The organism is Streptomyces sp. NPDC026538 (genome assembly GCF_055567535.1).
Genome location: NZ_JBVHQG010000003.1, coordinates 231,476 through 254,287, shown reverse-complemented (window position 1 = coordinate 254,287; position 22,812 = coordinate 231,476). Strand labels below are relative to the sequence as shown.

17 protein-coding genes are annotated in these 22,812 nt (G+C 68.1%); 8 read left to right on the top strand and 9 right to left on the bottom strand.

The genetic code is table 11. The features are described from left to right. Positions 1-70: 70 nt before the first annotated feature. Positions 71-2,422 (bottom strand): murein biosynthesis integral membrane protein MurJ, encoded by a 2,352-nt coding sequence (gene murJ, locus ACZ4N4_RS14275; RefSeq protein ID WP_467588149.1) that lies wholly within the window; start codon positions 2,420-2,422, stop codon positions 71-73. A gap of 46 nt (positions 2,423-2,468) precedes the next feature. Further along, complete coding sequence (locus ACZ4N4_RS14270) at positions 2,469-4,895, bottom strand: DUF6049 family protein (RefSeq protein WP_467588147.1); 2,427 nt, start codon at positions 4,893-4,895, stop codon at positions 2,469-2,471. A gap of 289 nt (positions 4,896-5,184) precedes the next feature. On the opposite strand from ACZ4N4_RS14270, the gene ACZ4N4_RS14265 reads away from it, so the two are divergent. Next, complete coding sequence (locus ACZ4N4_RS14265) at positions 5,185-6,630, top strand: CCA tRNA nucleotidyltransferase (RefSeq protein ID WP_467588144.1); 1,446 nt, start codon at positions 5,185-5,187, stop codon at positions 6,628-6,630. Between the two features lie 159 nt (positions 6,631-6,789). Here ACZ4N4_RS14265 and ACZ4N4_RS14260 read toward each other — a convergent pair whose 3' ends face one another. The 3 genes from ACZ4N4_RS14260 to ACZ4N4_RS14250 form a co-directional block, all read right to left on the bottom strand. After that, positions 6,790-8,052: an MFS transporter gene (locus ACZ4N4_RS14260; RefSeq protein WP_467588141.1), complete on the bottom strand. Its 1,263-nt coding sequence runs from the start codon at positions 8,050-8,052 to the stop codon at positions 6,790-6,792. Between the two features lie 95 nt (positions 8,053-8,147). Further along, entirely contained in the window at positions 8,148-9,230 is a 1,083-nt protein-coding gene (locus tag ACZ4N4_RS14255) for an inositol-3-phosphate synthase (RefSeq protein WP_351695835.1), read from the bottom strand. 43 nt (positions 9,231-9,273) lie between these two features. Then, complete coding sequence (locus ACZ4N4_RS14250) at positions 9,274-9,957, bottom strand: PadR family transcriptional regulator (RefSeq protein ID WP_450760442.1); 684 nt, start codon at positions 9,955-9,957, stop codon at positions 9,274-9,276. 362 nt (positions 9,958-10,319) lie between these two features. Between ACZ4N4_RS14250 and ACZ4N4_RS14245 the strand changes: the two genes are divergently transcribed. Continuing rightward, positions 10,320-12,959, top strand: coding sequence for a transglycosylase domain-containing protein (locus ACZ4N4_RS14245; protein ID WP_467588137.1), 2,640 nt, complete (start codon positions 10,320-10,322; stop codon positions 12,957-12,959). Positions 12,960-13,090: 131 nt separating this feature from the next. Beyond that, positions 13,091-14,590, top strand: a complete 1,500-nt coding sequence (locus tag ACZ4N4_RS14240) for a glycosyltransferase family 87 protein (protein ID WP_467588134.1) — start codon at positions 13,091-13,093, stop codon at positions 14,588-14,590. Between the two features lie 112 nt (positions 14,591-14,702). Here ACZ4N4_RS14240 and ACZ4N4_RS14235 read toward each other — a convergent pair whose 3' ends face one another. From ACZ4N4_RS14235 to ACZ4N4_RS14225, 3 genes are all read right to left on the bottom strand, one after another. Continuing rightward, complete coding sequence (locus ACZ4N4_RS14235; protein WP_450760448.1) at positions 14,703-15,734, bottom strand: alanine racemase; 1,032 nt, start codon at positions 15,732-15,734, stop codon at positions 14,703-14,705. Positions 15,735-15,800: 66 nt separating this feature from the next. Further along, on the bottom strand, positions 15,801-16,922 hold the full coding sequence (femX, locus tag ACZ4N4_RS14230; protein WP_453568416.1) for a peptidoglycan bridge formation glycyltransferase FemX: 1,122 nt from the start codon (positions 16,920-16,922) through the stop codon (positions 15,801-15,803). Positions 16,923-17,087: 165 nt separating this feature from the next. Continuing rightward, positions 17,088-17,390, bottom strand: coding sequence for a hypothetical protein (locus ACZ4N4_RS14225; protein WP_351748180.1), 303 nt, complete (start codon positions 17,388-17,390; stop codon positions 17,088-17,090). Positions 17,391-17,656: 266 nt separating this feature from the next. Here ACZ4N4_RS14225 and rpsF point away from each other — a divergent pair, with 266 nt between their 5' ends. The 4 genes from rpsF to rplI all read left to right on the top strand — a co-directional run bounded on the left by rpsF (position 17,657) and on the right by rplI (position 19,362). Beyond that, a complete protein-coding gene (gene rpsF, locus ACZ4N4_RS14220; RefSeq protein WP_005482942.1) occupies positions 17,657-17,947 on the top strand; it encodes a 30S ribosomal protein S6 in 291 nt (96 codons plus the stop codon). A gap of 74 nt (positions 17,948-18,021) precedes the next feature. After that, a complete protein-coding gene (locus ACZ4N4_RS14215) occupies positions 18,022-18,612 on the top strand; it encodes a single-stranded DNA-binding protein (protein ID WP_453568414.1) in 591 nt (196 codons plus the stop codon). 48 nt (positions 18,613-18,660) lie between these two features. Beyond that, complete coding sequence (gene rpsR / locus ACZ4N4_RS14210) at positions 18,661-18,897, top strand: 30S ribosomal protein S18 (RefSeq protein ID WP_006381652.1); 237 nt, start codon at positions 18,661-18,663, stop codon at positions 18,895-18,897. An 18-nt stretch (positions 18,898-18,915) separates the two neighbouring features. Next, entirely contained in the window at positions 18,916-19,362 is a 447-nt protein-coding gene (rplI, locus tag ACZ4N4_RS14205) for a 50S ribosomal protein L9 (protein WP_351934107.1), read from the top strand. 152 nt (positions 19,363-19,514) lie between these two features. On the opposite strand, the gene ACZ4N4_RS14200 is transcribed toward rplI, so the two are convergent. Continuing rightward, entirely contained in the window at positions 19,515-20,852 is a 1,338-nt protein-coding gene (locus ACZ4N4_RS14200) for an MATE family efflux transporter (RefSeq protein ID WP_467588129.1), read from the bottom strand. Between the two features lie 460 nt (positions 20,853-21,312). Between ACZ4N4_RS14200 and dnaB the strand changes: the two genes are divergently transcribed. Then, positions 21,313-22,788 (top strand): replicative DNA helicase, encoded by a 1,476-nt coding sequence (gene dnaB / locus ACZ4N4_RS14195; RefSeq protein ID WP_453568409.1) that lies wholly within the window; start codon positions 21,313-21,315, stop codon positions 22,786-22,788. Positions 22,789-22,812 lie beyond the last annotated feature (24 nt).

The window sequence follows — 22,812 nt, the reverse complement described above, 5'->3', positions numbered from 1 at the left end:
AATTGTGCCCACAGTCTGCCGCTATGCACGACACGCGGCGGCGGACGATGGTTGTGCGCGTACCCCTACCTCAGCGCCCCAGACGCCCGCGCACCATACCCACGAGAGAGTTGAGCTCCTCGATTCGCATGCGGCGTGCTGCGATGTAGAAGACGCCGAGAAGTACGACTCCACCGGCCACCAGCGCGGCGAAGGAACCGATCACGCCTTGACCCAGAGTGTGGCCGATGCCGAAACAAGCCGCACCACTGAGCAGAGCGGCCGGTACGGACGCGATGCACAGCCGCGCGTAGGTACGGGTGACGCGGGTGCCGTCCAGGTCGCCGCCGAGCCGCTTGCGCAGCCGCTTCCAGGCGACACCCACGCCGATCGCGTAGGCGAGGCCGTAGGAGGCGGCCATGCCGGCCACCGCCCAGCGGGCCGGCAGCAGGACGTAACAGGTGACCGAGGCGCCCGCGTTGACCGCGGCGACGATGACCGTGTTGTAGAAGGGGGTACGGGTGTCCTCGTAGGCGTAGAACGCACGCAGGACGACGTACTGCACCGAGTACGGGATCAGGCCGAGGCCGAAGGCCATCAGCATGAACCCCATGTTGGTGGCTTCGCTGGTGCCCGAGGAACCGAAGATCAGGGTGCACATCGGGATGCCGAGCGCCACGAAACCGAAGGCGATGGGCACGATCGCCACGGCGGTCGTGCGCAGACCCTGGGAGATGTCGTCGCGGACGGCGCCGGCGTCGTCCTCGGCGGCCGAGCGGGAGATCCGTGGCAGCAGGGCCGCCATCAGGGAGACCGTGATGATGGCCTGCGGCAGGCCCCAGATCAGCTGGGCGTTGGCGTAGGCGGCGAAGCCGGTGCCGTCGACCGGGGACTTCTTGCCGGCCGAGGTGGACAGCTGGGAGACGACCAGCGCGCCCGCCTGGTTGGCGAGGACGAACAGCACGGTCCACTTGGCGAGCGTGGCGGCCTTGCCGAGGCCGTGACCCTTCCAGTCGAAGCGCAGCCGCATCCGGAAGCCGGTCTCGCGCAGGTAGGGGATCATCGCCAGGGCCTGGACCACCAGGCCGAGCAGCACGCCGAGGCCGAGCAGCCGCTGGCCTTCCGGCGGGATGTTGGTGACCTTCATACCGGAGTGCGCGGCGGTGCCGTACACCCAGATGAACAGGCCGAGGGTGACGATGATGACGATGTTGTTGAGGACCGGGGTCCACATCATCGCGCCGAACTTGCCCCGCGCGTTGAGGATCTGACCCATCACCACGTGGATGCCCATGAAGAAGATCGAGGGCAGGAAGTAGCGGACGAAGGTGATACCGACGTCGTTGGCCGCCGGGTCGCTGGCGACCGAGTCGGACAGCAGGCGGATCAGGAAGGGTGCGGCCGCGATCGTGGCGGCGGTGAGCAGGCCCAGCGCCACCATCACGAGGGTCAGCAGACGGTTGGCGAACGCCTCACCGCCGTCCTCGTCCTCTTTCATGGCCCGCACCAGCTGGGGCACGAAGACGGAGTTGAGGCCGCCGCCGACGGTCAGGATGTAGATCATCGTCGGCAGCTGGTAGGCGACCTGGAACGTGTCACCGAGCAGACCCACTCCCAGCGCGGAGACGATCAGCGCGGAGCGGACGAAACCCGTGAGGCGGGAGACCATCGTGCCCGCGGCCATGACGGCACTGGACTTCAGCAGCCCGGAGGCCCGCCCGCCCTTCCTGGCCGCGGGGGCCGAGGGCGCCGTGGGAGCCGCCGGAGCGGCGGGTACCGGCTCGGCGACAGGGGCCTCGGGTGCGGACGGGGCCTGCGGGAACTGGGACGCCGCGTAGTGAGGAGCCGCGTGCTGGTTCCGGGCTGCGGAGGCATGCGGCGCCGACGGGTACTGGCCCGAGGGGGGCGGGTACTGGCCGGCGGGGGGCGGGTACTGGCCCGCGGGACCCGGGACGGGGCGGGGGTCCGTCTGCGGGTTGCCGCCGCCCTGCTGCTGGTCCCGGAACAGATGCGCGAAGGCGTCCGGCTCGTGGCGTTCCTCACCGGAGTGCGTGACCAGATCGTCCACGCCCACGAACTGGGTGGTACGCGGGTTGTCGCCGTAGGGCAGGTACTGGTTCGGGCCCTCCGGCTCCGGCGCCGGGGTCTGGGCCCACACTTGCGGGTCGGGGGCGTACGGCGACTGTGCGGGCTGGCCGTACAACGGCTGCTGCGGATACATACCAGGGGGCGGCGGGGGGTGCGCGGCGCGGTCGTAGAGCGCCTCGGCGACCGGGTCCTGGGCGGAGAGGTCCTGCGCCCGGTAGGGATCCTGGTCGTAGGCGTCCTGGAGGTACATGTCAGCCGCCTGCTGCGGCGGGACCTGGCCGGCCTCCGGCGGCGGCTCGGGGTAGCCCGAACCGGCCGCGCCCTGGCCGCGTTCACCGTCGTACGGCGCGTTCATGGTTACCCCACCTCATCGTCCCGGGCCACACCAGCCACGACATCGCTCAACGGTCCACTCTCTCACCCGTTCCGGACGGGTCGGCGCTTTCCGGTGCGGTGTCCGGTGTCGGGTCACTCGGCTGCTCAGGGTCGTCTGCCCCGGAGCGGGGCCCGGACTCTTCCTGGAGACGATCCTCACGAGCGTCGGGGTTCCCCGGCCGGCCGGTGTCCTCGGAGCCCTTGGCTTCCAGGGCCTCGGGGCTCTCCGGGGCCTGCGGAGCGTCGGGGGTGTCCTCGCCCGCGTCGTCGGGGCCGTCGCCTTCCTCGGCACGGCGGGCGGCCGCCCGCTTGCGCTGGGTGTACATCCGGAACCCGGCGAGCACCAGCAGCAGCACGCCGCCGCCGATGACGAGCATCACGGTGGGCGTGACCTCGGTGACCTTCACATCGAACTGGACCGGGGCGCCGTACTCCTGGCCGTCCTCGGTGTAGAGCTGGGCGATGACCTCCACCCGGCCGTTGGCGTTGGCCGACGTGGAGAACTTCACGGACTGGGTGTGGCCGCCGGAGACCTCGACCGGCTGCTCGTAGTAGGCCTTGCCGCCGATCTCCAGTCGGGTCGGCATCGTCGAGGTGAGTCGCAGGACGAGGTGGCCGACGCCCTGGACCAGGTTGTTCTGGACGGTCACCGGGATGGTGGCGCTGCGGCCGGAGAGCTTGGTCTCGGACTTGTCGATCAGCTTGACCTGACCGGTGAGGCTGTCGAGCCAGGACTCCACGCTGGTGCGGAAACTGTCGGCCTCGCTGCCGCGGCCCCGCCACGACGTGGACATCTCACGGTTTATGGCCCGCCCGAAGGGGGTCACCACCCGGGACTGGTTGGTGAGGACCACCTGGAAGTTGTCGAGCTTGTCCTGGGTGCGGGCGATCTGCTCGAAGGCCGTCCGGGGCAGCTCCCGCTTGCGCAGCGAGGAGGGGTAGGCGGACGACGAGGGGATCTTCGTGGTCGCGCCGGGGTCGGGCTTGTCCTTGGCCGCCGTCGCGAGGTCCTGGGACCTCGACCAGTTGCTGGTCTGCAATGTGGTGATCGCCGTCGCCATCGCCTGGACCTGGCTCGCCGACGGCATTCGCTGCGGGGCGATGACGATGCTGCGCTGTTTGTCTGTCTGGGTGGTCAGCGCCAGGCTCTGGGCCAGGAACCGCTGCACCGCGAGGGTGGCCGAGTCGGCCGTCGTCAGATCGCCCTGGAAGGCCGTGGACAGTCGTGCGTCCGCGACCACCGCCGTCGTCCCGCCACCGATCGGACGCGCCGCCGAGGGCGTGTAGGGCAGCCCGCCCGTCTCTTGGAGGCTGTCACTGCGGGCGATCACCTTGTCGGCGCCCGCCGAGGTGGCGACCTTGATGATCGACGGGTCGACGGCACCGTTCACGGGCCATGCGAAGTCCGTGCTCGGTGTGACATGGAGCACAGTCTCCACGGTGGTGGCGGCGACGTCGGTGGCGTCCTTGAGGTGACTCAGCGATCCGGTGACGCTGGTGCCGTTGTGGGCGAGGGAGGCCAGGTCCGGGTCGGCGAAGGGCAGGGCCACGACCTCCTTGTCCGCCACCGCGTCCTGGAGGTCGGCCAGGAACTGCTTGGCCACCGCCTGGTGGGTGCCTGCCGTGGTGGTGTCCCCGGCGCCCTGGATCCGGTAGCTGCGGGTCATCGCGTCCACGGAGGCCAGCAGGTCCGGGTCGATCACCCAGGTGACGTCCAGGTCCTTGCCGAGCGCCAGCATCTGCGCCAGCCGGCCGCCGGGCGAGATCTCCTTGGCGAGGTCGTCATCGAGGAAGACCGGCGTCTGCAGCTCGCCCGCGCCCGTCTTCGCCGTCACATGGACGGTGGAGATCAATGGCCACAGGTACGTGGTCTTGGTCGGTGTGTCGGCCTCGGAGGACTGCCAGGGGAGAAACGTCCGCTGGATGCCGAGTACCTGGTCCCACGGCTGTGCGGAAGTCTGGCCGGACAGCGAGACCCCGAACGGGTAGACGCCGTCCTGGCCGAGGTCGAGCTTGTCGACCGGCACCGAGATGCTGAAGTGCTCCGCGACGCCCGGGGCGAGCGAGTCGAAGCCCTCGGTGTACTTGCCGCCGACCGCGGTGCCGAGGCTCGACTGGAGGTCGTCGGGGTGCCGGGCCGCGGAGTCGATCGCGGAGCGTGCGCTGAGCCGAGAACCCACGCGCAGGTCCACCTGGGCGTCCGTGACGGCCTGCTTGCCGTTGTTGGTCACCGTGCCGGAGACCGTCAGCGTGTCCCCGTCGCTGGGGGCGCTGGGACTGAGCGAGTCCAGGGCGACGGACACCGTGTCGGAGTCGGCCGCCTGCGCCGGCACCGCGGCGGGCAACTGCACCAGTGCGGCCAGCAGGGGCGCACCCGCGAGCAGTGCCCCGGTGCGCCGCAGCCAGCGGCGGGCAGGTGAGGGCGTCCCCTGGAAGTCTGCCGCCTCGGCCACGCGCTCGTCCGTCCCTCGTCATCGTCAGTGGTCGTCGGAATGTGCGTCCACGCATGGTAACGAGGCGCGCTGAGCGGAAGTGCCGCGGTCTGCTCCACAAGATCGGGGGAGGAGACCGGCCCGTCCCCCTATATCCAGTATCGCCGGGAGACTCATGTAAGCGCGGAGCGCTGCCCTTGTGCGGGTATGGAGTGAGCTGTCCCACGTCCCATGCATGAAGGCTCTGTGTGGGGCGCTGCCGGAATATGGAGGCGATTCGGGCCGCCCGGGACACGTACCCTGTTCTGTTGTGCCGAACGCCAATGAAGACACTCCTTCCTCTGCCCTGAGCCAGGCGCAGCAGCGCGCGGTGAGCGAGCTGCTGCGGGTGGCGCCCGTCGCCGACGACCTCGCACGCCGATTTCAGGAGGCCGGGTTCTCGCTTGCCCTGGTCGGCGGCTCGGTCCGGGACGCACTGCTGGGCCGGCTCGGCAACGACCTGGACTTCACCACCGACGCCCGCCCCGAGGACGTACTGAAGATCGTCCGGCCCTGGGCGGATGCCCTCTGGGAGGTCGGTATCGCCTTCGGCACGGTCGGCGCGCAGAAGGACGGCTACCAGATCGAGGTGACCACCTACCGCTCCGAGGCGTACGACCGCACCTCGCGCAAGCCCGAGGTGTCGTACGGCGACTCCATCGAGGAGGACCTCGTCCGGCGCGACTTCACGGTCAATGCCATGGCGGTGGCGCTGCCGGAGAAGGAGTTCATCGACCCGCACGGCGGGCTGGTCGACCTGGCGGCTCGGATGCTGCGGACTCCGGGGACGCCCGAGGACTCCTTCTCGGACGACCCGCTGCGGATGATGCGTGCCGCCCGCTTCGCGGCCCAGCTCGACTTCGAGGTGGCACCCGAGGTAGTTGCCGCGATGAAGGACATGGCCGGGCGTCTGGAGATCGTCTCGGCCGAGCGGGTCCGGGACGAGCTGAACAAACTGATCCTCTCCGCTCATCCCCGCAAGGGACTGACGCTGCTCGTCGACACCGGCCTCGCCGACCATGTCCTGCCCGAGCTCCCCGCCCTGCGCCTGGAGAGCGATGAGCATCACCGGCACAAGGACGTCTACGACCACACGCTGATCGTCCTGGAGCAGGCCATGGCGCTGGAGGAGACCGGTCCCGACCTGACCCTCCGCCTCGCCGCGCTGCTGCACGACATCGGCAAGCCGCGCACCCGCCGTTTCGAGAACGACGGCCGCGTCTCGTTCCATCACCACGAGGTGGTCGGCGCAAAGATGACGAAGAAGCGCATGACGGCCTTGAAGTACTCCAACGAACTGGTGAAGGACGTCTCACACCTGGTCGAACTTCATCTGCGCTTCCATGGTTATGGCGCTGGGGAGTGGACGGATTCGGCGGTGCGTCGCTATGTCCGTGACGCGGGTCCTCTGCTCGACCGTCTCCACAAGCTGACCCGTTCCGACTGCACCACCCGTAACAAACGGAAGGCAGTGGCGCTCTCCCGTGCCTACGACGGCCTGGAGGAGCGCATCGCCGACCTTCAGGAGCGGGAGGAGCTCGACTCCATCCGCCCGGACCTCGATGGCAACCAGATCATGGAGATCCTGGGAATCCGTCCGGGGCCGGAGGTCGGCAAGGCCTACAAGCACATGCTGGAGCTGCGGCTCGAGAACGGGCCGATGGAGCGCGCCGCTGCGGTGGCCGCGCTCAAGGAGTGGTGGGCCGATCAGGGCTGAGGGCATGGAACGGGTCATGTTTCACGTGAAACATGACCCAGCCGCGATGCGAAGAGGGGCGATGTTTCACAGGCGATGTTTCACGTGAAACATCGCCCCTCGCTGTGTCGGCGTTGTTCCCGCAAAAACCGGAGGGGTTCCCTGGCTCTGCTGGGACCCTCAGTGGCGCTCAAAGCGGGCCATGGCCACCGCGACCCCCGCGTAGATAAGGGCGACGGTGACGACGAGGGTGGCGGAGCGGCCGTCCGGCGGGAGCATCAGGGCGGCTACGCTGGCGGCGCCCACGAAAGCCACGTTGAAGAGCACGTCGTACACGGAGAAGATCCGGCCGCGGAAGCCGTCGTCGACGGAGGACTGGACGATGGTGTCGGTGGCGATCTTCGCACCCTGGGTGATCAGTCCCAGGACGAAGGCGGCGACGAGCATGGGGACGGTCGTGAACGGAAGGCCCAGGGCGGGCTCCAGTACGGCGGCGGACGCGGCGCACACCACGATCCAGCGCCCGGGGCCGAACCGCCCCGCGGCCCACGGCGTCACCACGGCTGCCGCGAAGAAACCCGCGCCGGAGATCCCCAACGCCAGCCCCAGTAGCCCGAGCCCGTCGTCCGGGTCGGAGGAGAGCGCGTAGCGGCACAGCATCAGCACCAGGACGAGCAGGGCGCCGTAGCAGAAGCGCATCACCGTCATGGAGAGCAGCGCCCAGGCCGCCTCGCGACGCCGGGGTGCGGCGAGGTGCCGTATCGCCTCCATGAGGTCGCGTGCGGTGGTGATCACGGCTGTTCCCAGGCTCGGCTGTGCCTGATGCCGGTCGGGGCCGAGGAGACCGGGGGCCATGGTCAGCGAGGTGAGGGCCGCGGACAGGTACAGCGTTGCGCCCAGCAGCACCACCGCGGCATCGGAGTCCGAGGCCAGCAGCCGTACGGCGAAGGTGAGGCCGCCGCCGACGGTCGCGGCGAGGGTTCCCGCGGTCGGGGACAGGGAGTTGGCCAGCACCAGACGTTCGGTGTCTACGACGCGCGGGAGGGCGGCGGACAACCCCGAAAGGACGAAGCGGTTGACGGCCGTGACGCACAGGGCGGAGACGTAGAAGAGCCAGTCGGGGACATGGGTGGCCATCAGGACGGCGGTGACCGCGGCCAGTAGCGCTCGCAGCAGATTGCCGTAGAGGAAGACCTGGCGGCGGCGCCAGCGGTCCAGCAGGACCCCGGCGAAGGGGCCCACAAGGGAGTACGGGAGGAGCAGGACGGCCATGGCCGAGGCGATCGCGGCCGGTGAGGTCTGTTTCTCCGGGGAGAAGACGACATAGGCGGCGAGCGCGACCTGGTAGACGCCGTCCGCGCCCTGGGAGAGCAGACGGACGGCGAGCAGACGGCGGAAGTTCCGCAGGCGCAGCAGGACACGCAGGTCGCGGACGACGGGCATGGGGCACAGCCTCACACACGGGGAGAGTCCCCGGGTCGGGGGACCCGGGGACTCTCACAGCCCTGGCAGGAGCGTTTTTTTGCGAGCGACGGACGTCAGCGCTCGACGTCGCCGCGGATGAACTTCTCGACGTTCTCGCGGGCCTGGTCGTCGAAGTACTGGACCGGCGGGGACTTCATGAAGTAGCTCGACGCGGAGAGGATCGGGCCGCCGATACCGCGGTCCTTGGCGATCTTCGCGGCGCGCAGGGCGTCGATGATGACACCCGCGGAGTTCGGGGAGTCCCAGACCTCGAGCTTGTACTCCAGGTTCAGCGGGACGTCACCGAAGGCACGGCCCTCGAGGCGGACGTAGGCCCACTTGCGGTCGTCGAGCCAGGCGACGTAGTCGGACGGGCCGATGTGGACGTTCTTCTCGCCGAGGTCCCGGTCGGGGATCTGGGAGGTGACGGCCTGCGTCTTGGAGATCTTCTTGGACTCCAGGCGCTCGCGCTCGAGCATGTTCTTGAAGTCCATGTTGCCGCCGACGTTCAGCTGCATCGTACGGTCCAGGACGACACCCCGGTCCTCGAACAGCTTGGCCATCACGCGGTGCGTGATGGTGGCGCCGACCTGCGACTTGATGTCGTCGCCGACGATCGGGACGCCCGCCTCGGTGAACTTGTCCGCCCACTCCTTGGTGCCGGCGATGAAGACCGGGAGGGCGTTGACGAAGGCGACCTTGGCGTCGATGGCGCACTGGGCGTAGAACTTCGCCGCGCTCTCGGAACCGACGGGCAGGTAGCAGACGAGGACGTCGACCTGCTTGTCCTTGAGGATCTGGACGACGTCGACCGGCTCGGCCTCGGACTCCTCGATCGTCTCGCGGTAGTACTTACCGAGACCGTCGAGGGTGTGGCCGCGCTGGACGGTGACACCGGTGTTGGGCACGTCGCAGATCTTGATGGTGTTGTTCTCGGAGGCGCCGATGGCGTCCGCCAGGTCGAGGCCGACCTTCTTGGCGTCCACGTCGAACGCGGCGACGAACTCGATGTCCTTGACGTGGTAGTCGCCGAACTGGACGTGCATCAGCCCGGGAACCTTCGACGCCGGGTCGGCGTCCTTGTAGTACTCGACTCCCTGCACCAGCGACGCGGCGCAGTTGCCCACACCGACGACGGCTACGCGAACCGAACCCATTCCGGTTGCTCCCTGTGTGTACGAGTGAGGCCCTGAACGGGTCTCACGTGGCGGTGTCGTCGGGCGAATCCGGCCGGGGGATGTCCCCGGACCGGGGCAGGACGCCCGGCGCTCCATTGGTGGTGTTCTTCTGAGCGGACTCTCCGGAAGCGGGACCCTTCAGGTCCCGTCCGGCCCGCTCGCTCTCGATGAGCTCGTTCAGCCAGCGCACTTCGCGCTCCACGGACTCCATCCCGTGGCGCTGGAGCTCAAGCGTGTAGTCGTCGAGGCGCTCCCTGGTGCGTGCCAGCGAGGCGCGCATCTTCTCCAGGCGCTCCTCAAGCCGGCTGCGCCGGCCCTCCAGTACGCGCATCCGCACATCACGCGAGGTCTGCCCGAAGAAGGCGAACCGTGCCGCGAAGTGCTCGTCCTCGTAGGCGTCGGGGCCGGTCTGGGAAAGGAGCTCCTCGAAATGCTCCTTACCTTCGGCCGTCAACCGGTAGACGATCTTGGCGCGGCGGCCGGCGAGCGGCGCGGCGAGGGCGTCCTCGGTGGTGTTTCCCGGTTCCTCGATCAACCAGCCGTTGGCGAGCAGCGTCTTGAGGCAGGGATAGAGCGTCCCGTAGCTGAACGCCCGGAAGACGCCCAGTGACGTGTTGAGCCGTTTCCGCAGCTCATAGCCGTGCATCGGGGATTCGCGGAGCAGGCCGAGTACGGCGAACTCAAGGATGCCGGACCGTCGGCTCATGGTCGCCCCCTCTCGTCTCTGACGCGCTTATCTCGCTCTGATGTATCGGCTCGATACATCCTGACGATAGATCGGCGATCCCGGTGCGACAAGAGGAACGACGGTGAACGGGATCACATCACCGATTCGTGGGAGGCAACTTGCCTGATTTGGGGTGAACTTCGGGGCTCGACGGGTTTTGGCGGTGCGTAGTCTGTGCGGCATGCACACCACCGGGAACCAAGTGACGCCTGGGGGCGTCCCTGTCCCCGGTGCAGTACGGGTGAATGCAGGGCCGACCACATCCGTACTTCGGGGGGACCGGAAACCAGCCGCCGTTTCCAGGCGCGCACGGGTGCGCCTGCCCGAGGAGTAATCGTTCGATGAGCGAGCACCGTCGCAAACCGCCGCAGCCGCAGGGAGGCGGACGTGCCGCGGCCCGACGCGGCCAGTCCGACCCGTCCGCCGGCCGCCGTGCGGCCCCGCGAGGCGCCACCGGGTCTCCTTCCGACTCCTATGGGTCCCGTTCCTACGGGTCGGACTCCCAGGACTCGGGGGGTGAAGAGCGCCCCTACAGCGGCCGAGCCGAGGCACGCCGGGCGGCGCAGAGAAACACCGGAGGCCGCCGCAGAACGGCCGACAACGGAAGTCGCGGTCCGGGTGGTCCTGCCGGGCCGGGACGTGGCAGAGGCCGGGCGTCGACGGCGCCCGGCAAGAAGCGCATTGTCGACTACCCGAGGGCGAACAGGTTCGGCTGGCGCCGCTGGGTCCCGTCCTGGAAGCTCGTCTCCGGCCTGTGCCTCACGTTCCTGGGCAGCCTGGTGGCGCTGGTCGGTGTCGGATACGCCATGGTGGGCGTCCCGGACGAGAACACCGCGGCCAAGTCCCAGAACAACGTCTATTACTGGGCCGACGGCAAGCAGATGGTCGCGACGGGCACCGGCATCAACCGGCAGAACGTCACCATCGACCAGATCCCCGAGGCGATGCAGTACGCGGTGATCTCGGCGGAGAACAAGAGCTTCTACACGGACCCGGGCGTCGACTTCAAGGGCATCGCCCGCGCGCTCGTCAACATGGCCAAGGGCGGTCAGACGCAGGGTGGTTCGACGATCACCCAGCAGTTCGTCAAGAACACCTACCTCAGCCAGGACCAGACGTTCACGCGTAAGTTCAAGGAGATGTTCATCTCCGTCAAGGTGGGTACCAAGTTCACCAAGCCGGAGATTCTCCAGGGCTACCTGAACACCTCCTACTTCGGCCGTGGGGCGTACGGCATCCAGGCCGCCGCCCAGACCTACTACGGCGTGGACGCGAATAAGCTCAAGCCGAGCCAGTGCGCGGTCCTGGCCGCCCTGCTGAAGGGCGCGACGTACTACGATCCCGCGGGCAACCCGGACATCGACGTCGCGGCCTCCGCGGACGCCAACTACAAGCGTTCGCACGACCGCTGGGCCTGGATCCTCGAGGAGATGCACAAGGACAAGCGCCTCACCGACGCCGAGTACCAGGAAGCGATCAAGAAGTACCCGTTGCCCCAGGGCCGCAAGGCGACCAAGGGGATGACCGGCCAGATCAGCTACCTCGCCGACACGGCCAAGAAGTACGTCCTCTCGCACTCCAAGATCACCGAGGCGCAGTTCGACAAGGGCGGCTTCCAGATCTACACGACCTTCCAGAAGAACAAGGTCAACGCGCTGAGCGCGGCCGTGGAGAAGGTCCAGAAGGCGCGCCTGGATCCGAAGAACCGGGAGAAGGACAAGTACGTTCAGTTCGGTGCGGCGTCGGTGGTGCCCAAGGACGGCGCGATCGTCGCCCTGTACGGCGGCGCCGGCTACGAGAACAACCACTTCACCAACAACGCCGACACCTCCGGTGTCCCCGTCGGTTCGACGTGGAAGCCGTTCGTCCTCGCCGCGGCCATGCAGTACGGCACGTACAAGACCTCTCCCGAAGGGGTCTCGCCACTGAGCAAGTACAACGGCAACGACCATCTCAAGGTGAGAAACGAGGACGGCAGCTACGTCCTCAACAAGGACGGCTCGACGTTCTTCCAGAACAACGAGAGTGACCACGCCTGGGGCTACATCACCCTGCGCAAGGCGATGGAACAGTCGATCAACACACCGTTCGTGCAGCTCGGCTGGGACGTCGGGATGTCCCACGTGAGGGATGTCGCAAGCCGCTCAGGCATCCTGGACGGCAGCTTCGCGACTCTCAACCCGTCCTTCGCCCTCGGCACCTCGACCCCGAGCGCGATCCGCATGGCCGACGCCTACGCGACCTTCGCCGCCTCCGGCAAGCACGCGGACCCGTACTCGGTGACCGAGGTCAAGCAGGACGGGCAGCCCGTGAGCGGTTTCAGCAAGCCGAAGGTGACCAGCGCAATCCCCGACGACATCGCGAACAACGTCACGGACACGCTGGAGAACGTCATCCAGAACGGTACGGGTACCAATGCCAAGGCACTGGGCCGTACGGCGGCGGGCAAGACCGGTACCACCGACAGCAACAAGTCGGCCTGGTTCGTCGGCTACACCCAGCAGCTGGCGACCTCGGTGGCGATGTTCCGGGAGAACCCGAAGGACGCCGAGCTGCTCTCCATGAACGGCACCGCCGGCGTGGCATCCATCCACGGTGGTGACATCCCGACCTCGGTGTGGACCGAGTACATGCAGTCCGCGCTGAAGGGCAAGAACGATCCGGGCTTCCCGGACGCCACCAAGATCGGTGAGGTCGCCGACGAGGCGGGCGCCCCGACTCCGACGCCGACCCCCAGCATCACGCCGAGCGAGACGCCCAGCGAGACCCCGAGCGCCACGCCCAGCGAGACGGCCACCTCGCCTTCGCCGACCGTGAGCGAGAGCTGCCGGTTCGCCTGGAACTGCTCGACCGACGGCGGTAACACCGGTGGCAGCACCTCGGGTACCACGTCCTCGCCATCGGCTACGGAGTCGACCGGCGCAGGCGACACCAGAGGCAATGCCAACGGCGGAGGAAACCTCTTCGGCGGGACCGGCTAACCGCGAGGTCTGACCGGTAGGTGACCATTTCGCCCGCCGAAGTCTGTTTCACGTGAAACATGGGCCGCCGCATCCGACGAGGTGCGGCGGCCCTCGGCGTATTCCTAGAGAGGTACGGCAGGATGGGCCCCATGCCCAGTGCAGAGACGACGCCCGCGGGCGTGCGCGAGCCGGAGCCGGTGCGGCCGACCAGGGAAGACCCGGTCGCCGCGGCCGGTAGTGAGCTGATCGGTGGCCCCATCGGGCGGCGTGCGCTGCTCGGGACGTCCTGGTGGACGCCGCTTCGGGTCGTGGTCCTCGTGGCGATCGGCATGTTCGCCCTGGGCCTGATCCAGAAGGCGCCGTGCTACAACGGCGGCTGGTTCTTCGGCGCGAGTTCCCAGTACACCCACGCCTGCTATTCGGACATCCCGCACCTCTACCAGGGGCGGGGCTTCGCCGACGGTCTGGTGCCGTACTTCGACAAGCTCCCCGGCGACATGGACTACCTCGAATACCCGGTGCTGACCGGTGTGTTCATGGAGGTGGCCGCATGGCTCACACCGGGCAGCGGCAGCATCCAGCTCCAGGAGCAGGTGTACTGGTTCGTCAACGCCGGGATGCTGATGATCTGCGCCGCGGTCATCGCGGTGTGCGTGGTCCGTACGCACCGCCGCCGTCCCTGGGACGGCCTGCTGGTCGCCCTTGCACCCGCCTTCGCGCTGACCGCCACCATCAACTGGGACCTCCTGGCGGTCGCTCTCACGGCCGCGGCGATGCTGATGTGGTCCCGGAGTCGTCCCCTTGCCTTCGGTGTCCTCCTGGGGCTTGCCACGGCCGCTAAGCTGTATCCCGTGTTCCTCCTGGGGCCGCTGTTCCTGCTGTGCTGGCGCGCGGGCAAGTGGCGGGACTTCTTCACCGCAGCGGGAGGTGCCGTCGTCGCCTGGCTCGTCGTGAACCTGCCGGTGATGATCTTCGCCTTCGACGGCTGGTCGAAGTTCTACACGTTCAGCCAGGAACGAGGCGTCGACTTCGGCTCCTTCTGGCTGATCTGGGCGCAGAACACGACCACCCCGCCCAGCACGGGCTTCGTGAACAACGCGGCGATGGTATTGGTGCTGCTCTGCTTCCTGGGCATCGCCGCCCTGGCCCTCACCGCTCCGCGCCGGCCCCGCTTCGCCCAGTTGGCCTTCCTGGTGGTGGCGGCCTTCATCCTCACCAACAAGGTCTACTCCCCGCAGTACGTCCTGTGGCTGGTGCCGCTGGCCGTGCTCGCCCGGCCCAAGTGGCGGGACTTCCTGATCTGGCAGGCGTGCGAGGTGGCGTACTTCCTGGGGATCTGGATGTACCTCGCGTACACGACCAGCGGTGACGCCCACAAGGGTCTGCCGACCCACGGCTACCACTGGGCCATCGCCGTGCACCTGCTCGGCACGCTCTACCTCTGCGCGATGGTCGTACGCGACATCCTCATGCCCGAGCGGGACGTGGTGCGGCGCTCCGGCGACGACGACCCCTCGGGCGGGGTGCTGGACGGCGCGGAGGACGTCTTCGTGCTCGGCGCGGCCGCCCGTCCCCCGCGTCATGCAGCACCGTTCGAAGGGCCCCAGGTGGAGTGGGGAAGCCGAGCCTCCGAGGACAGTTCGCTCTGAGCGAACAGCCCCGGGGCAGAGCGAACTGCCCGAGGTGAGCGAAAGCCCAGGCAGAAGGAATGGGCCGTACACGGAACCCCGTGTACGGCCCATTCTGCGTCCTGAGAACCCGTCAGCGGTCCACGATGCGGTCGAACTGAGTGGTGGTGTGCCGCAGATGGGCCACCAGCTCCTCGCCCACCTTCGGCTCCGGGGCGTCCGTCGGCACGAACAGGATCGACACCTGCATGTGCGGCGGCTCCGCGAACCAGCGCTGCTTGCCGCCCCAGACGAACGGCGAAAGGTTCCGGTTCACCGTGGCCAGGCCGGCCCGTGCGACGCCCTTGGCGCGCGGCATGACGCCGTGCAGGGCCTTCGGGGCCTCCAGGCCCACCCCGTGCGACGTACCGCCCGCCACGACCACCAGATAGCCGTCCGAGGCCGCCTTCTGCTGCCGGTAGCCGAACCGGTCGCCCTTGGCGACGCGGGTGACGTCCAGGACCGCCCCGCGGTACTCGGTGGCGTCGTGGTCCCCCAGCCACAGCCGGGTGCCGATCCGGGCCCTGAACCGGGTCTGCGGGAACTGCTGCTGGAGCCGGGCGAGTTCGTCGGCCTTGAGGTGGCTGACGAACATCGTGTGCAGCGGCAGCCGGGCCGCGCGCAGCCGGTCCATCCAGCCGATGACCTCCTCGACGGCGTCCGATCCGTCGGTGCGGTCCAGCGGCAGATGGATGGCGAAGCCCTCCAGCCGGACGTTCTCTATGGCCGAGTGCAGCTGCGGCAGGTCCTGCTCGCTGATGCCGTGCCGCTTCATCGTGGACATCACCTCGATGACCACGCGCGCGCCCACCAGCCCGTACACGCCGTCGATCGACGACACCGAGCGGATGACCCGGTCGGGCAGCGGAACGGGCTCCTCGCCGCGCCGGTACGGCGTCAGCACCAGCAGGTCGCCGCCGAACCAGTCCTTGATGCGCGCGGCCTCGTACGTCGTACCGACGGCGAGGACGTCCGAGCCCAGACGCGTGGCCTCCTCCGCCAGGCGTTCGTGCCCGAAGCCGTAGCCGTTGCCCTTGCAGACCGGGACGAGGCCCGGGAACTGCTCCTGCACGTGCTTGTGGTGCGCCCGCCAGCGCGCGGTGTCGACGTAGAGCGTGAGCGCCATGGCCGGACCTGGGACCTTTCTGGATGGCTGGGGTGTGTCAGGGCTATAGAAGCACGGAGCGTGACGTCAGCGGCGCGACATGTAGATGTCGAGCGCCTTGTGGAGCAGCTTGTTCAGCGGGAAGTCCCATTCGCCGAGGTACTCGGCGGCCTGGCCGCCGGTGCCCACCTTGAACTGGATGAGGCCGAAGAGGTGATCCGTCTCGTCCAGCGAGTCCGAGATGCCACGCAGGTCGTAGACGGTGGCGCCGAGCGCGTAGGCGTCGCGCAGCATCCGCCACTGCATGGCGTTGGACGGGCGCACCTCGCGGCCGATGTTGTCGGAGGCGCCGTAGGAGTACCAGACGTGTCCGCCGACGATCAGCATGGTCGCCGCGGACAGGTTCACCCCGTTGTGCTGGGCGAAGTAGAGCCGCATCCGGTTGGGGTCCTCGGTGTTGAGGGCCGTCCACATGCGCTGGAAGTACGACAGCGGGCGCGGCCGGAAGTGGTCGCGCACGGCCGTGATCTCGTACAGCCGCTGCCACTCCTCGAGGTCCTGGTAGCCGCCCTGGACGACCTCGACACCGGCCTTCTCGGCCTTCTTGATGTTGCGGCGCCACAACTGGTTGAAGTTCTTGTGGACCTCTTCGAGGGAGCGGTTCGCCAGCGGCACCTGGTAGACGTAGCGCGGCTGCACGTCGCCGAAGCCGGCACCGCCGTCCTCGCCCTGCTGCCAGCCCATGCGGCGCAGCTTGTCGGCCACCTCGAAGGCACGCGGTTCGATGAAGTCGGCCTCGATGTCACGCAGCCGCTTCACGTCCGGGTTCTGGATGCCCGCCTTGATGGAGGTGGCCTCCCAGCGGCGGATGATCACCGGCGGCCCCATCTTCACGGAGAACGCGCCCTGCTGCTTGAGGTGGGCCAGCATCGGCTGGATCCACTCGTCGAGGTTCGGCGCGAACCAATTGATGACCGGGCCCTCGGGGAGGTACGCGAGGTAGCGCTTGATCTTGGGCAGCTGGCGGTACAGCACCAGGCCCGCGCCGACCATCTCGCCGGTGCGGTCGTCGAACCAGCCGAGGTTCTCCGAACGCCACTCCGCCTTGACATCTGCCCAGGCCGGGACCTGCATGTGGCTGGCCGCCGGCAGGCTCTGGATGTATGCCAGATGCTGTTCGCGGCTGATGGTCCGCAGGGTCAGGCTCATGTCGGGGCGCTCCTCGGGCTGGTGTGTCCCCATGGGTACAGGGGCTCCGGCTCTCGCGCCGAAGCCTACTGCGCCTTGCTCGCGGCCTGACTGGGCGTACACCACCTACGCCCCGGCTCCGGTGCGGCCGGGGCGTTGCGCGGTGGTACGGAGGGGTTCGGAGGCCTATCCGAACAGGCCGCCGTGCGCCATACCGATGAAGAAGCCGATGCCGGCGGCACCGAGACCCAGGATCAGACCGAAGCGCTCGCGCGTGGTGATCGAGACCCACTGCCCGAACAGGCCTGTGAAGATGCCGATCAGACCGGTCCAGGAGCTGAGCAGGTGCAGGCTGTGGAAGAACGACGTGATGAAGGCGATCAGCCCGAGCGCCAGCGTCACGGCCATCAGGGAGTCCTGGAGCGGATGGGTCTTGCCGTCGGTGGCGAACAGGGAACCGGCGGTGTTGGGTCGCAATGCCTGTGCCATAGGGCACCTCCTGCGGAAGGCGGCGCATCGTAGCGCCGTACACACCCGATGTGTACAGATTGAGGGGCCCGGCGGTCGGATTTCAACCGGAAGCAGGTGTGCGGGTAGTCTGTACCGTCTGCACCGGTGTCTGCCCAGGCCCGCGGCTGGGGATCCCGAGGGAAGCCCCCCGCATGTCAGTGGCGGCCGATACCGTTGCGTACGCATCACAACCCTCCTGCCACGGAACGACCGTGGCCGCTGAGTCCAAAGGAGGTGGGTTCCACATGCGTCACTACGAGGTGATGGTCATCCTCGACCCCGATCTGGAGGAGCGCGCTGTCGCCCCCCTGATCGAGAACTTCCTCTCCGTCGTCCGCGAGGGCAACGGCAAGGTGGAGAAGGTCGACACCTGGGGCCGTCGTCGTCTCTCGTACGAGATCAAGAAGAAGCCCGAGGGCATCTACTCGGTCATCGACCTGCAGGCCGAGCCTGCGGTCGTGAAGGAGCTCGACCGCCAGATGAACCTGAACGAGTCGGTCCTCCGGACCAAGGTCCTCCGTCCCGAGACCCACTGAGCTCCCAGCTCAGCTGATCTCGGGTTTCGAGTAGCAGCAAGCAGCCAGCAGCAAACCCGCCGAGAGGTTCCCCCATGGCAGGCGAGACCGTCATCACGGTCGTCGGCAATCTTGTCGATGACCCCGAGCTGCGCTTCACCCCGTCCGGTGCGGCGGTCGCGAAGTTCCGCGTCGCGTCCACTCCCCGCACCTTCGACCGTCAGACGAACGAGTGGAAGGACGGCGAAAGCCTCTTTCTGACCTGCTCGGTCTGGCGTCAGGCGGCGGAGAACGTCGCCGAATCGCTCCAGCGAGGCATGCGCGTCATCGTGCAGGGCCGGCTGAAGCAGCGGTCCTACGAGGACCGTGAGGGTGTCAAGCGCACGGTCTACGAGCTGGACGTCGAGGAAGTCGGCGCCAGCCTGCGGAACGCCACGGCCAAGGTCACCAAGACCGCCGGTGGTGGCGGCCGCGGTGGCCAGGGTGGTTTCAGCGGCGGTGGCGGCCAGGGTGGCGGCAGCTGGGGCGGCGGCTCCGGCGGCGGCCAGCAGGGCGGCGCTCCCAACGACGACCCCTGGGCCTCCGGCGCTCCCGCCGGTGGCGGCAACCAGGGTGGCGGCGGTTGGGGCGGCGGCTCCGGCGGCAGCGGCGGTGGCGGCGGCTACTCGGACGAGCCCCCCTTCTAAGGGCAACGGGCTCGCATCCCCACTTCTTGATCACACAGGAGAAACACCATGGCGAAGCCGCCTGTGCGCAAGCCTAAGAAGAAGGTCTGCGCGTTCTGCAAGGACAAGGTCCAGTACGTGGACTACAAGGACACGAACATGCTGCGGAAGTTTATTTCCGACCGCGGCAAGATCCGTGCCCGCCGCGTGACCGGCAACTGCACGCAGCACCAGCGTGACGTCGCCACGGCAGTCAAGAACAGCCGTGAGATGGCGCTGCTGCCCTACACGTCCACCGCGCGATAAGGGAAGGGTGACCGACACATGAAGATCATCCTCACCCACGAGGTCTCTGGCCTCGGTGCCGCCGGCGACGTCGTCGACGTCAAGGACGGCTACGCTCGCAACTACCTGATCCCGCGGAAGTTCGCTATCCGCTGGACCAAGGGTGGCGAGAAGGACGTCGAGCAGATCCGTCGTGCTCGCAAGATCCACGAGATCCAGACCATCGAGCAGGCCAACTCCGTGAAGGCCCAGCTCGAGGGTGTCAAGGTCCGTCTGGCCGTCCGCTCCGGCGACGCCGGTCGTCTCTTCGGTTCCGTCACCCCGGCCGACGTCGCCTCGGCGATCAAGGCTTCCGGTGGCCCCGAGGTCGACAAGCGCCGCATCGAGCTGGGCTCGCCGATCAAGACGCTGGGCGCCCACGAGACGTTCGTGCGTCTGCACCCCGAGGTTGCCGCCAAGGTCAACATCGAGGTCGTCGCGGCCTGACGCTGCGCTCGGATCGAGCACTAGCCGAAGGGGCCGTACCCGTGAGGGTGCGGCCCCTTCGGTCTGCCGACGGGGCGGCGGGTGTTTCACGTGAAACGTGGCGGCTCGCGCTGTTTCACGTTTCACGTGAAACAGCCGGGGGTCGGTGGCGGTCAGCGCGTTGCGCCGGTAACGATCCAGCGCCCCGAGCGGGTACGCAGCCAGAGGGTCAGCATCCGCGTGGCCATCATCAGGGTCATGGCTCCCCAGAGCGCCGTCAGCCCGCCGCCGAAGGCGGGGACCAGGAGCGCCACCGGGGTGAAGACTACGAGGGTCACGACCATGGCCCCGGCGAGATACGGCCCGTCTCCCGCGCCCATCAGAACGCCGTCGAGGACGAAGACCACGCCGGAGATCGGCTGGGAGAACGCCACGATGAGCAGCGCGGGCAGTGCGATGTCCTTCACGGTGGGATCGCTGGTGAACACCGGCAGGAGAAGCGGTCGGGCAGCCACCACCAGCAGCCCCAGGATGACCCCGGTGGCGATGCCCCACTGGACCATGCGCCGGCAGGCTTCACGAGCGCCAGCGCTGTCCCCCGCCCCGAGATGGCGGCCGATGATGGCCTGGCCGGCGATCGCTATCGCGTCCAGGGCGAAGGCCAGCAGGCTCCACAGCGACAGCACGATCTGGTGGGCCGCGATGTCGGCATCGCCCAGCCGGGCGGCCACGGCCGTGGCGATCATGAGGATGGCCCGCAGCGAGAGCGTCCGGACGAGCAGAGGCGCACCGGCCTGTGCCGAGGCTCGTATTCCGGCGGCGTCAGGGCGAAGGGACGCTCCGTGCCTCCGGGCTCCCCGTACGACGACGGTCAGATAGACGGCCGCCATCCCGCACTGGGCGATGACGGTGCCCCAGGCGGAGCCCGCGATACCCAGTCCGGCGCCGTAGACGAGTCCCGCGTTCAGGCCGGCGTTGGCGACGAAGCCCGCGACGGCGACGTACAAGGGGGTTCGGGTGTCCTGTAGGCCGCGCAGGACGCCGGTGGCGGCGAGCACCATCAGCATGGCCGGGATACCCAGTGAGGAGATCCTGAGGTAGGTCGTCGCGTAGGGTGCCGCGGTGGCCGAGGCTCCGAAGAGGTCCACGATGCCGGGTGCCAGGGGCAGAGTGACGGCGATGACGCCGGCACCGAGCAGCAGCGCCAGCCAGATACCGTCCATGCCCTGGCGGATGGCTGCCGGGAGATCGCCGGCTCCGACCCTGCGGGCGACGGCCGCTGTGGTGGCGTAGGCGAGAAAGACGAAGACGCTCACGGCGGTGGTGAGGAGCGCCGAGGCGACGCCGAGACCGGCGAGCTGTGCGGTGCCGAGATGGCCGACGATCGCGCTGTCGGCCATGACGAAAAGCGGCTCGGCGACGAGTGCGCCGAAGGCCGGGACGGCCAGTGCGAGGATCTCTCGGTCGTGCCGCCGTCGGGTGGCCTCGGGGATCGCGGGAGCCTGTGACATGGGCGCTAATGTAATCGTCCACAGGTAAGAGATGCAATTGCTCACTGACCCTTACTGAAGCTTGTGCGGGCCATGCTTTCGCGTATCGTTCGAAGCGATCTTGATCCGACTGGGAAAGTTTTTCTTCTGCACAGCCGGTGGACGGGAAAGATGCAGGTCAGAGACGGTTGCGGAGAGAGATCGAGGGCTTGTTCACAGGGCTGTCCACCGCGTCGTGCACAGGTTTTGACGGGTTCTCCACAGCATACGGGCCGTCGTCCACATGGCCTGTGGATAACCAGATTGGCTGACGGTGCCCGCGGGCCTACCGTGGTCCGGCGCGCGCTCCTCTTTATGGCCTCGGAAACCTCACAAAACCGACGTGCCCGGAACCGGAATGGGGCGCCTTGGTTTGTCAGTGCCGTGCCGTAGAAATGAGGCCACGGCGAGGTCCGCCGCGCGGACGGGAGGAGGTGGCTCGGTGAGCATTTCCGAGCCCTTGGACGATCCGTGGGCCGAGGCCGGTCCCAGTGATCGTCTGCCCGCCTCCCGTGGACGCGGCGAGGGCGGCCGAGGCCGGGACGACCGGCACGACCGAGGCCGGGACAGCGGCGAGTGGGACGGCGGAGGTGCCACCTTCGAGCGGGTCCCCCCGCAGGACCTCGACGCCGAGCAGTCCGTGCTCGGCGGCATGCTGCTGTCCAAGGACGCCATCGCCGATGTCGTCGAGATCCTCAAGGGCCACGACTTCTACAAGCCCGCCCACGAGACGATCTACCAGGCGATCCTCGACATCTATGCCAAGGGCGAGCCGGCCGACCCCATCACCATCGCCGCCGAGCTCACCAAGCGCGGCGAGATCAACAAGGTCGGCGGGGCCTCCTATCTGCACACCCTCGTCCAGACGGTGCCGACGGCGGCGAACGCCGAGTACTACGCGGAGATCGTCCACGAGCGGGCCGTGCTTCGCCGTCTTGTCGAGGCCGGGACACGCATCACCCAGATGGGATACGCGGCCGACGGCGACGTCGACGAGATCGTCAACAGCGCCCAGGCGGAGATCTACGCGGTCACCGAGCAGCGGACCAGCGAGGACTACCTGCCGCTCGGCGACATCATGGAGGGCGCCCTCGACGAGATCGAGGCGATCGGCTCCCGCACCGGGGAGATGACCGGTGTGCCCACCGGCTTCACGGACCTGGACTCGCTCACCAACGGGCTGCACCCGGGCCAGATGATCGTCATCGCCGCTCGACCCGCCATGGGTAAGTCCACCCTCGCGCTGGATTTCGCCCGGGCCGCGTCGATCAAGAACAACCTGCCCAGCGTCATCTTCTCCCTCGAAATGGGCCGCAACGAGATCGCGATGCGTCTCCTGTCCGCCGAGGCCCGAGTCGCCCTGCACCACATGCGCTCCGGCACGATGACCGACGAGGACTGGACCCGGCTCGCCCGCCGGATGCCGGACGTCTCGGCCGCCCCGCTCTACATCGACGACTCCCCGAACCTGTCGATGATGGAGATCCGCGCCAAGTGCCGACGGCTCAAGCAGCGCAACGACATCAAGCTCGTGATCATCGACTATCTGCAGCTGATGCAGTCCGGGTCCAAGCGCTCCGAGAGCCGTCAGCAGGAGGTCTCGGACATGTCCCGAAACCTCAAGCTGCTGGCCAAGGAGCTGGAGGTCCCGGTGATCGCCCTCTCGCAGCTGAACCGTGGTCCCGAGCAGCGCACGGACAAGAAGCCGATGGTGTCCGACCTGCGTGAGTCCGGTTCCATCGAGCAGGACGCCGACATGGTCATCCTGCTCCACCGCGAGGACGCCTACGAGAAGGAGTCACCGCGCGCGGGCGAGGCGGACATCATCGTCGGCAAGCACCGAAACGGCCCGACCGCGACGATCACCGTGGCCTTCCAGGGTCACTACTCCCGCTTCGTGGACATGGCGCAGACCTGATCCGCACCGCTGAAATGAACTCGA

Excerpts from the sequence above, each read along its gene's own strand:
- murJ (WP_467588149.1), bottom strand. The coding sequence starts at position 2,422 with ATGAACGCGCCGTACGACGGTGAACGCGGCCAGGGCGCGGCCGGTTCG.
- ACZ4N4_RS14260 (WP_467588141.1), bottom strand. The coding sequence starts at position 8,052 with ATGCCCGTCGTCCGCGACCTGCGTGTCCTGCTGCGCCTGCGGAACTTC.
- ACZ4N4_RS14255 (WP_351695835.1), bottom strand. The coding sequence starts at position 9,230 with ATGGGTTCGGTTCGCGTAGCCGTCGTCGGTGTGGGCAACTGCGCCGCG.
- ACZ4N4_RS14250 (WP_450760442.1), bottom strand. The coding sequence starts at position 9,957 with ATGAGCCGACGGTCCGGCATCCTTGAGTTCGCCGTACTCGGCCTGCTC.
- ACZ4N4_RS14245 (WP_467588137.1), top strand. The coding sequence starts at position 10,320 with ATGAGCGAGCACCGTCGCAAACCGCCGCAGCCGCAGGGAGGCGGACGT.
- ACZ4N4_RS14240 (WP_467588134.1), top strand. The coding sequence starts at position 13,091 with ATGCCCAGTGCAGAGACGACGCCCGCGGGCGTGCGCGAGCCGGAGCCG.
- ACZ4N4_RS14235 (WP_450760448.1), bottom strand. The coding sequence starts at position 15,734 with ATGGCGCTCACGCTCTACGTCGACACCGCGCGCTGGCGGGCGCACCAC.
- femX (WP_453568416.1), bottom strand. The coding sequence starts at position 16,922 with ATGAGCCTGACCCTGCGGACCATCAGCCGCGAACAGCATCTGGCATAC.
- ACZ4N4_RS14225 (WP_351748180.1), bottom strand. The coding sequence starts at position 17,390 with ATGGCACAGGCATTGCGACCCAACACCGCCGGTTCCCTGTTCGCCACC.
- rpsF (WP_005482942.1), top strand. The coding sequence starts at position 17,657 with ATGCGTCACTACGAGGTGATGGTCATCCTCGACCCCGATCTGGAGGAG.
- ACZ4N4_RS14215 (WP_453568414.1), top strand. The coding sequence starts at position 18,022 with ATGGCAGGCGAGACCGTCATCACGGTCGTCGGCAATCTTGTCGATGAC.
- rpsR (WP_006381652.1), top strand. The coding sequence starts at position 18,661 with ATGGCGAAGCCGCCTGTGCGCAAGCCTAAGAAGAAGGTCTGCGCGTTC.
- rplI (WP_351934107.1), top strand. The coding sequence starts at position 18,916 with ATGAAGATCATCCTCACCCACGAGGTCTCTGGCCTCGGTGCCGCCGGC.
- ACZ4N4_RS14200 (WP_467588129.1), bottom strand. The coding sequence starts at position 20,852 with ATGTCACAGGCTCCCGCGATCCCCGAGGCCACCCGACGGCGGCACGAC.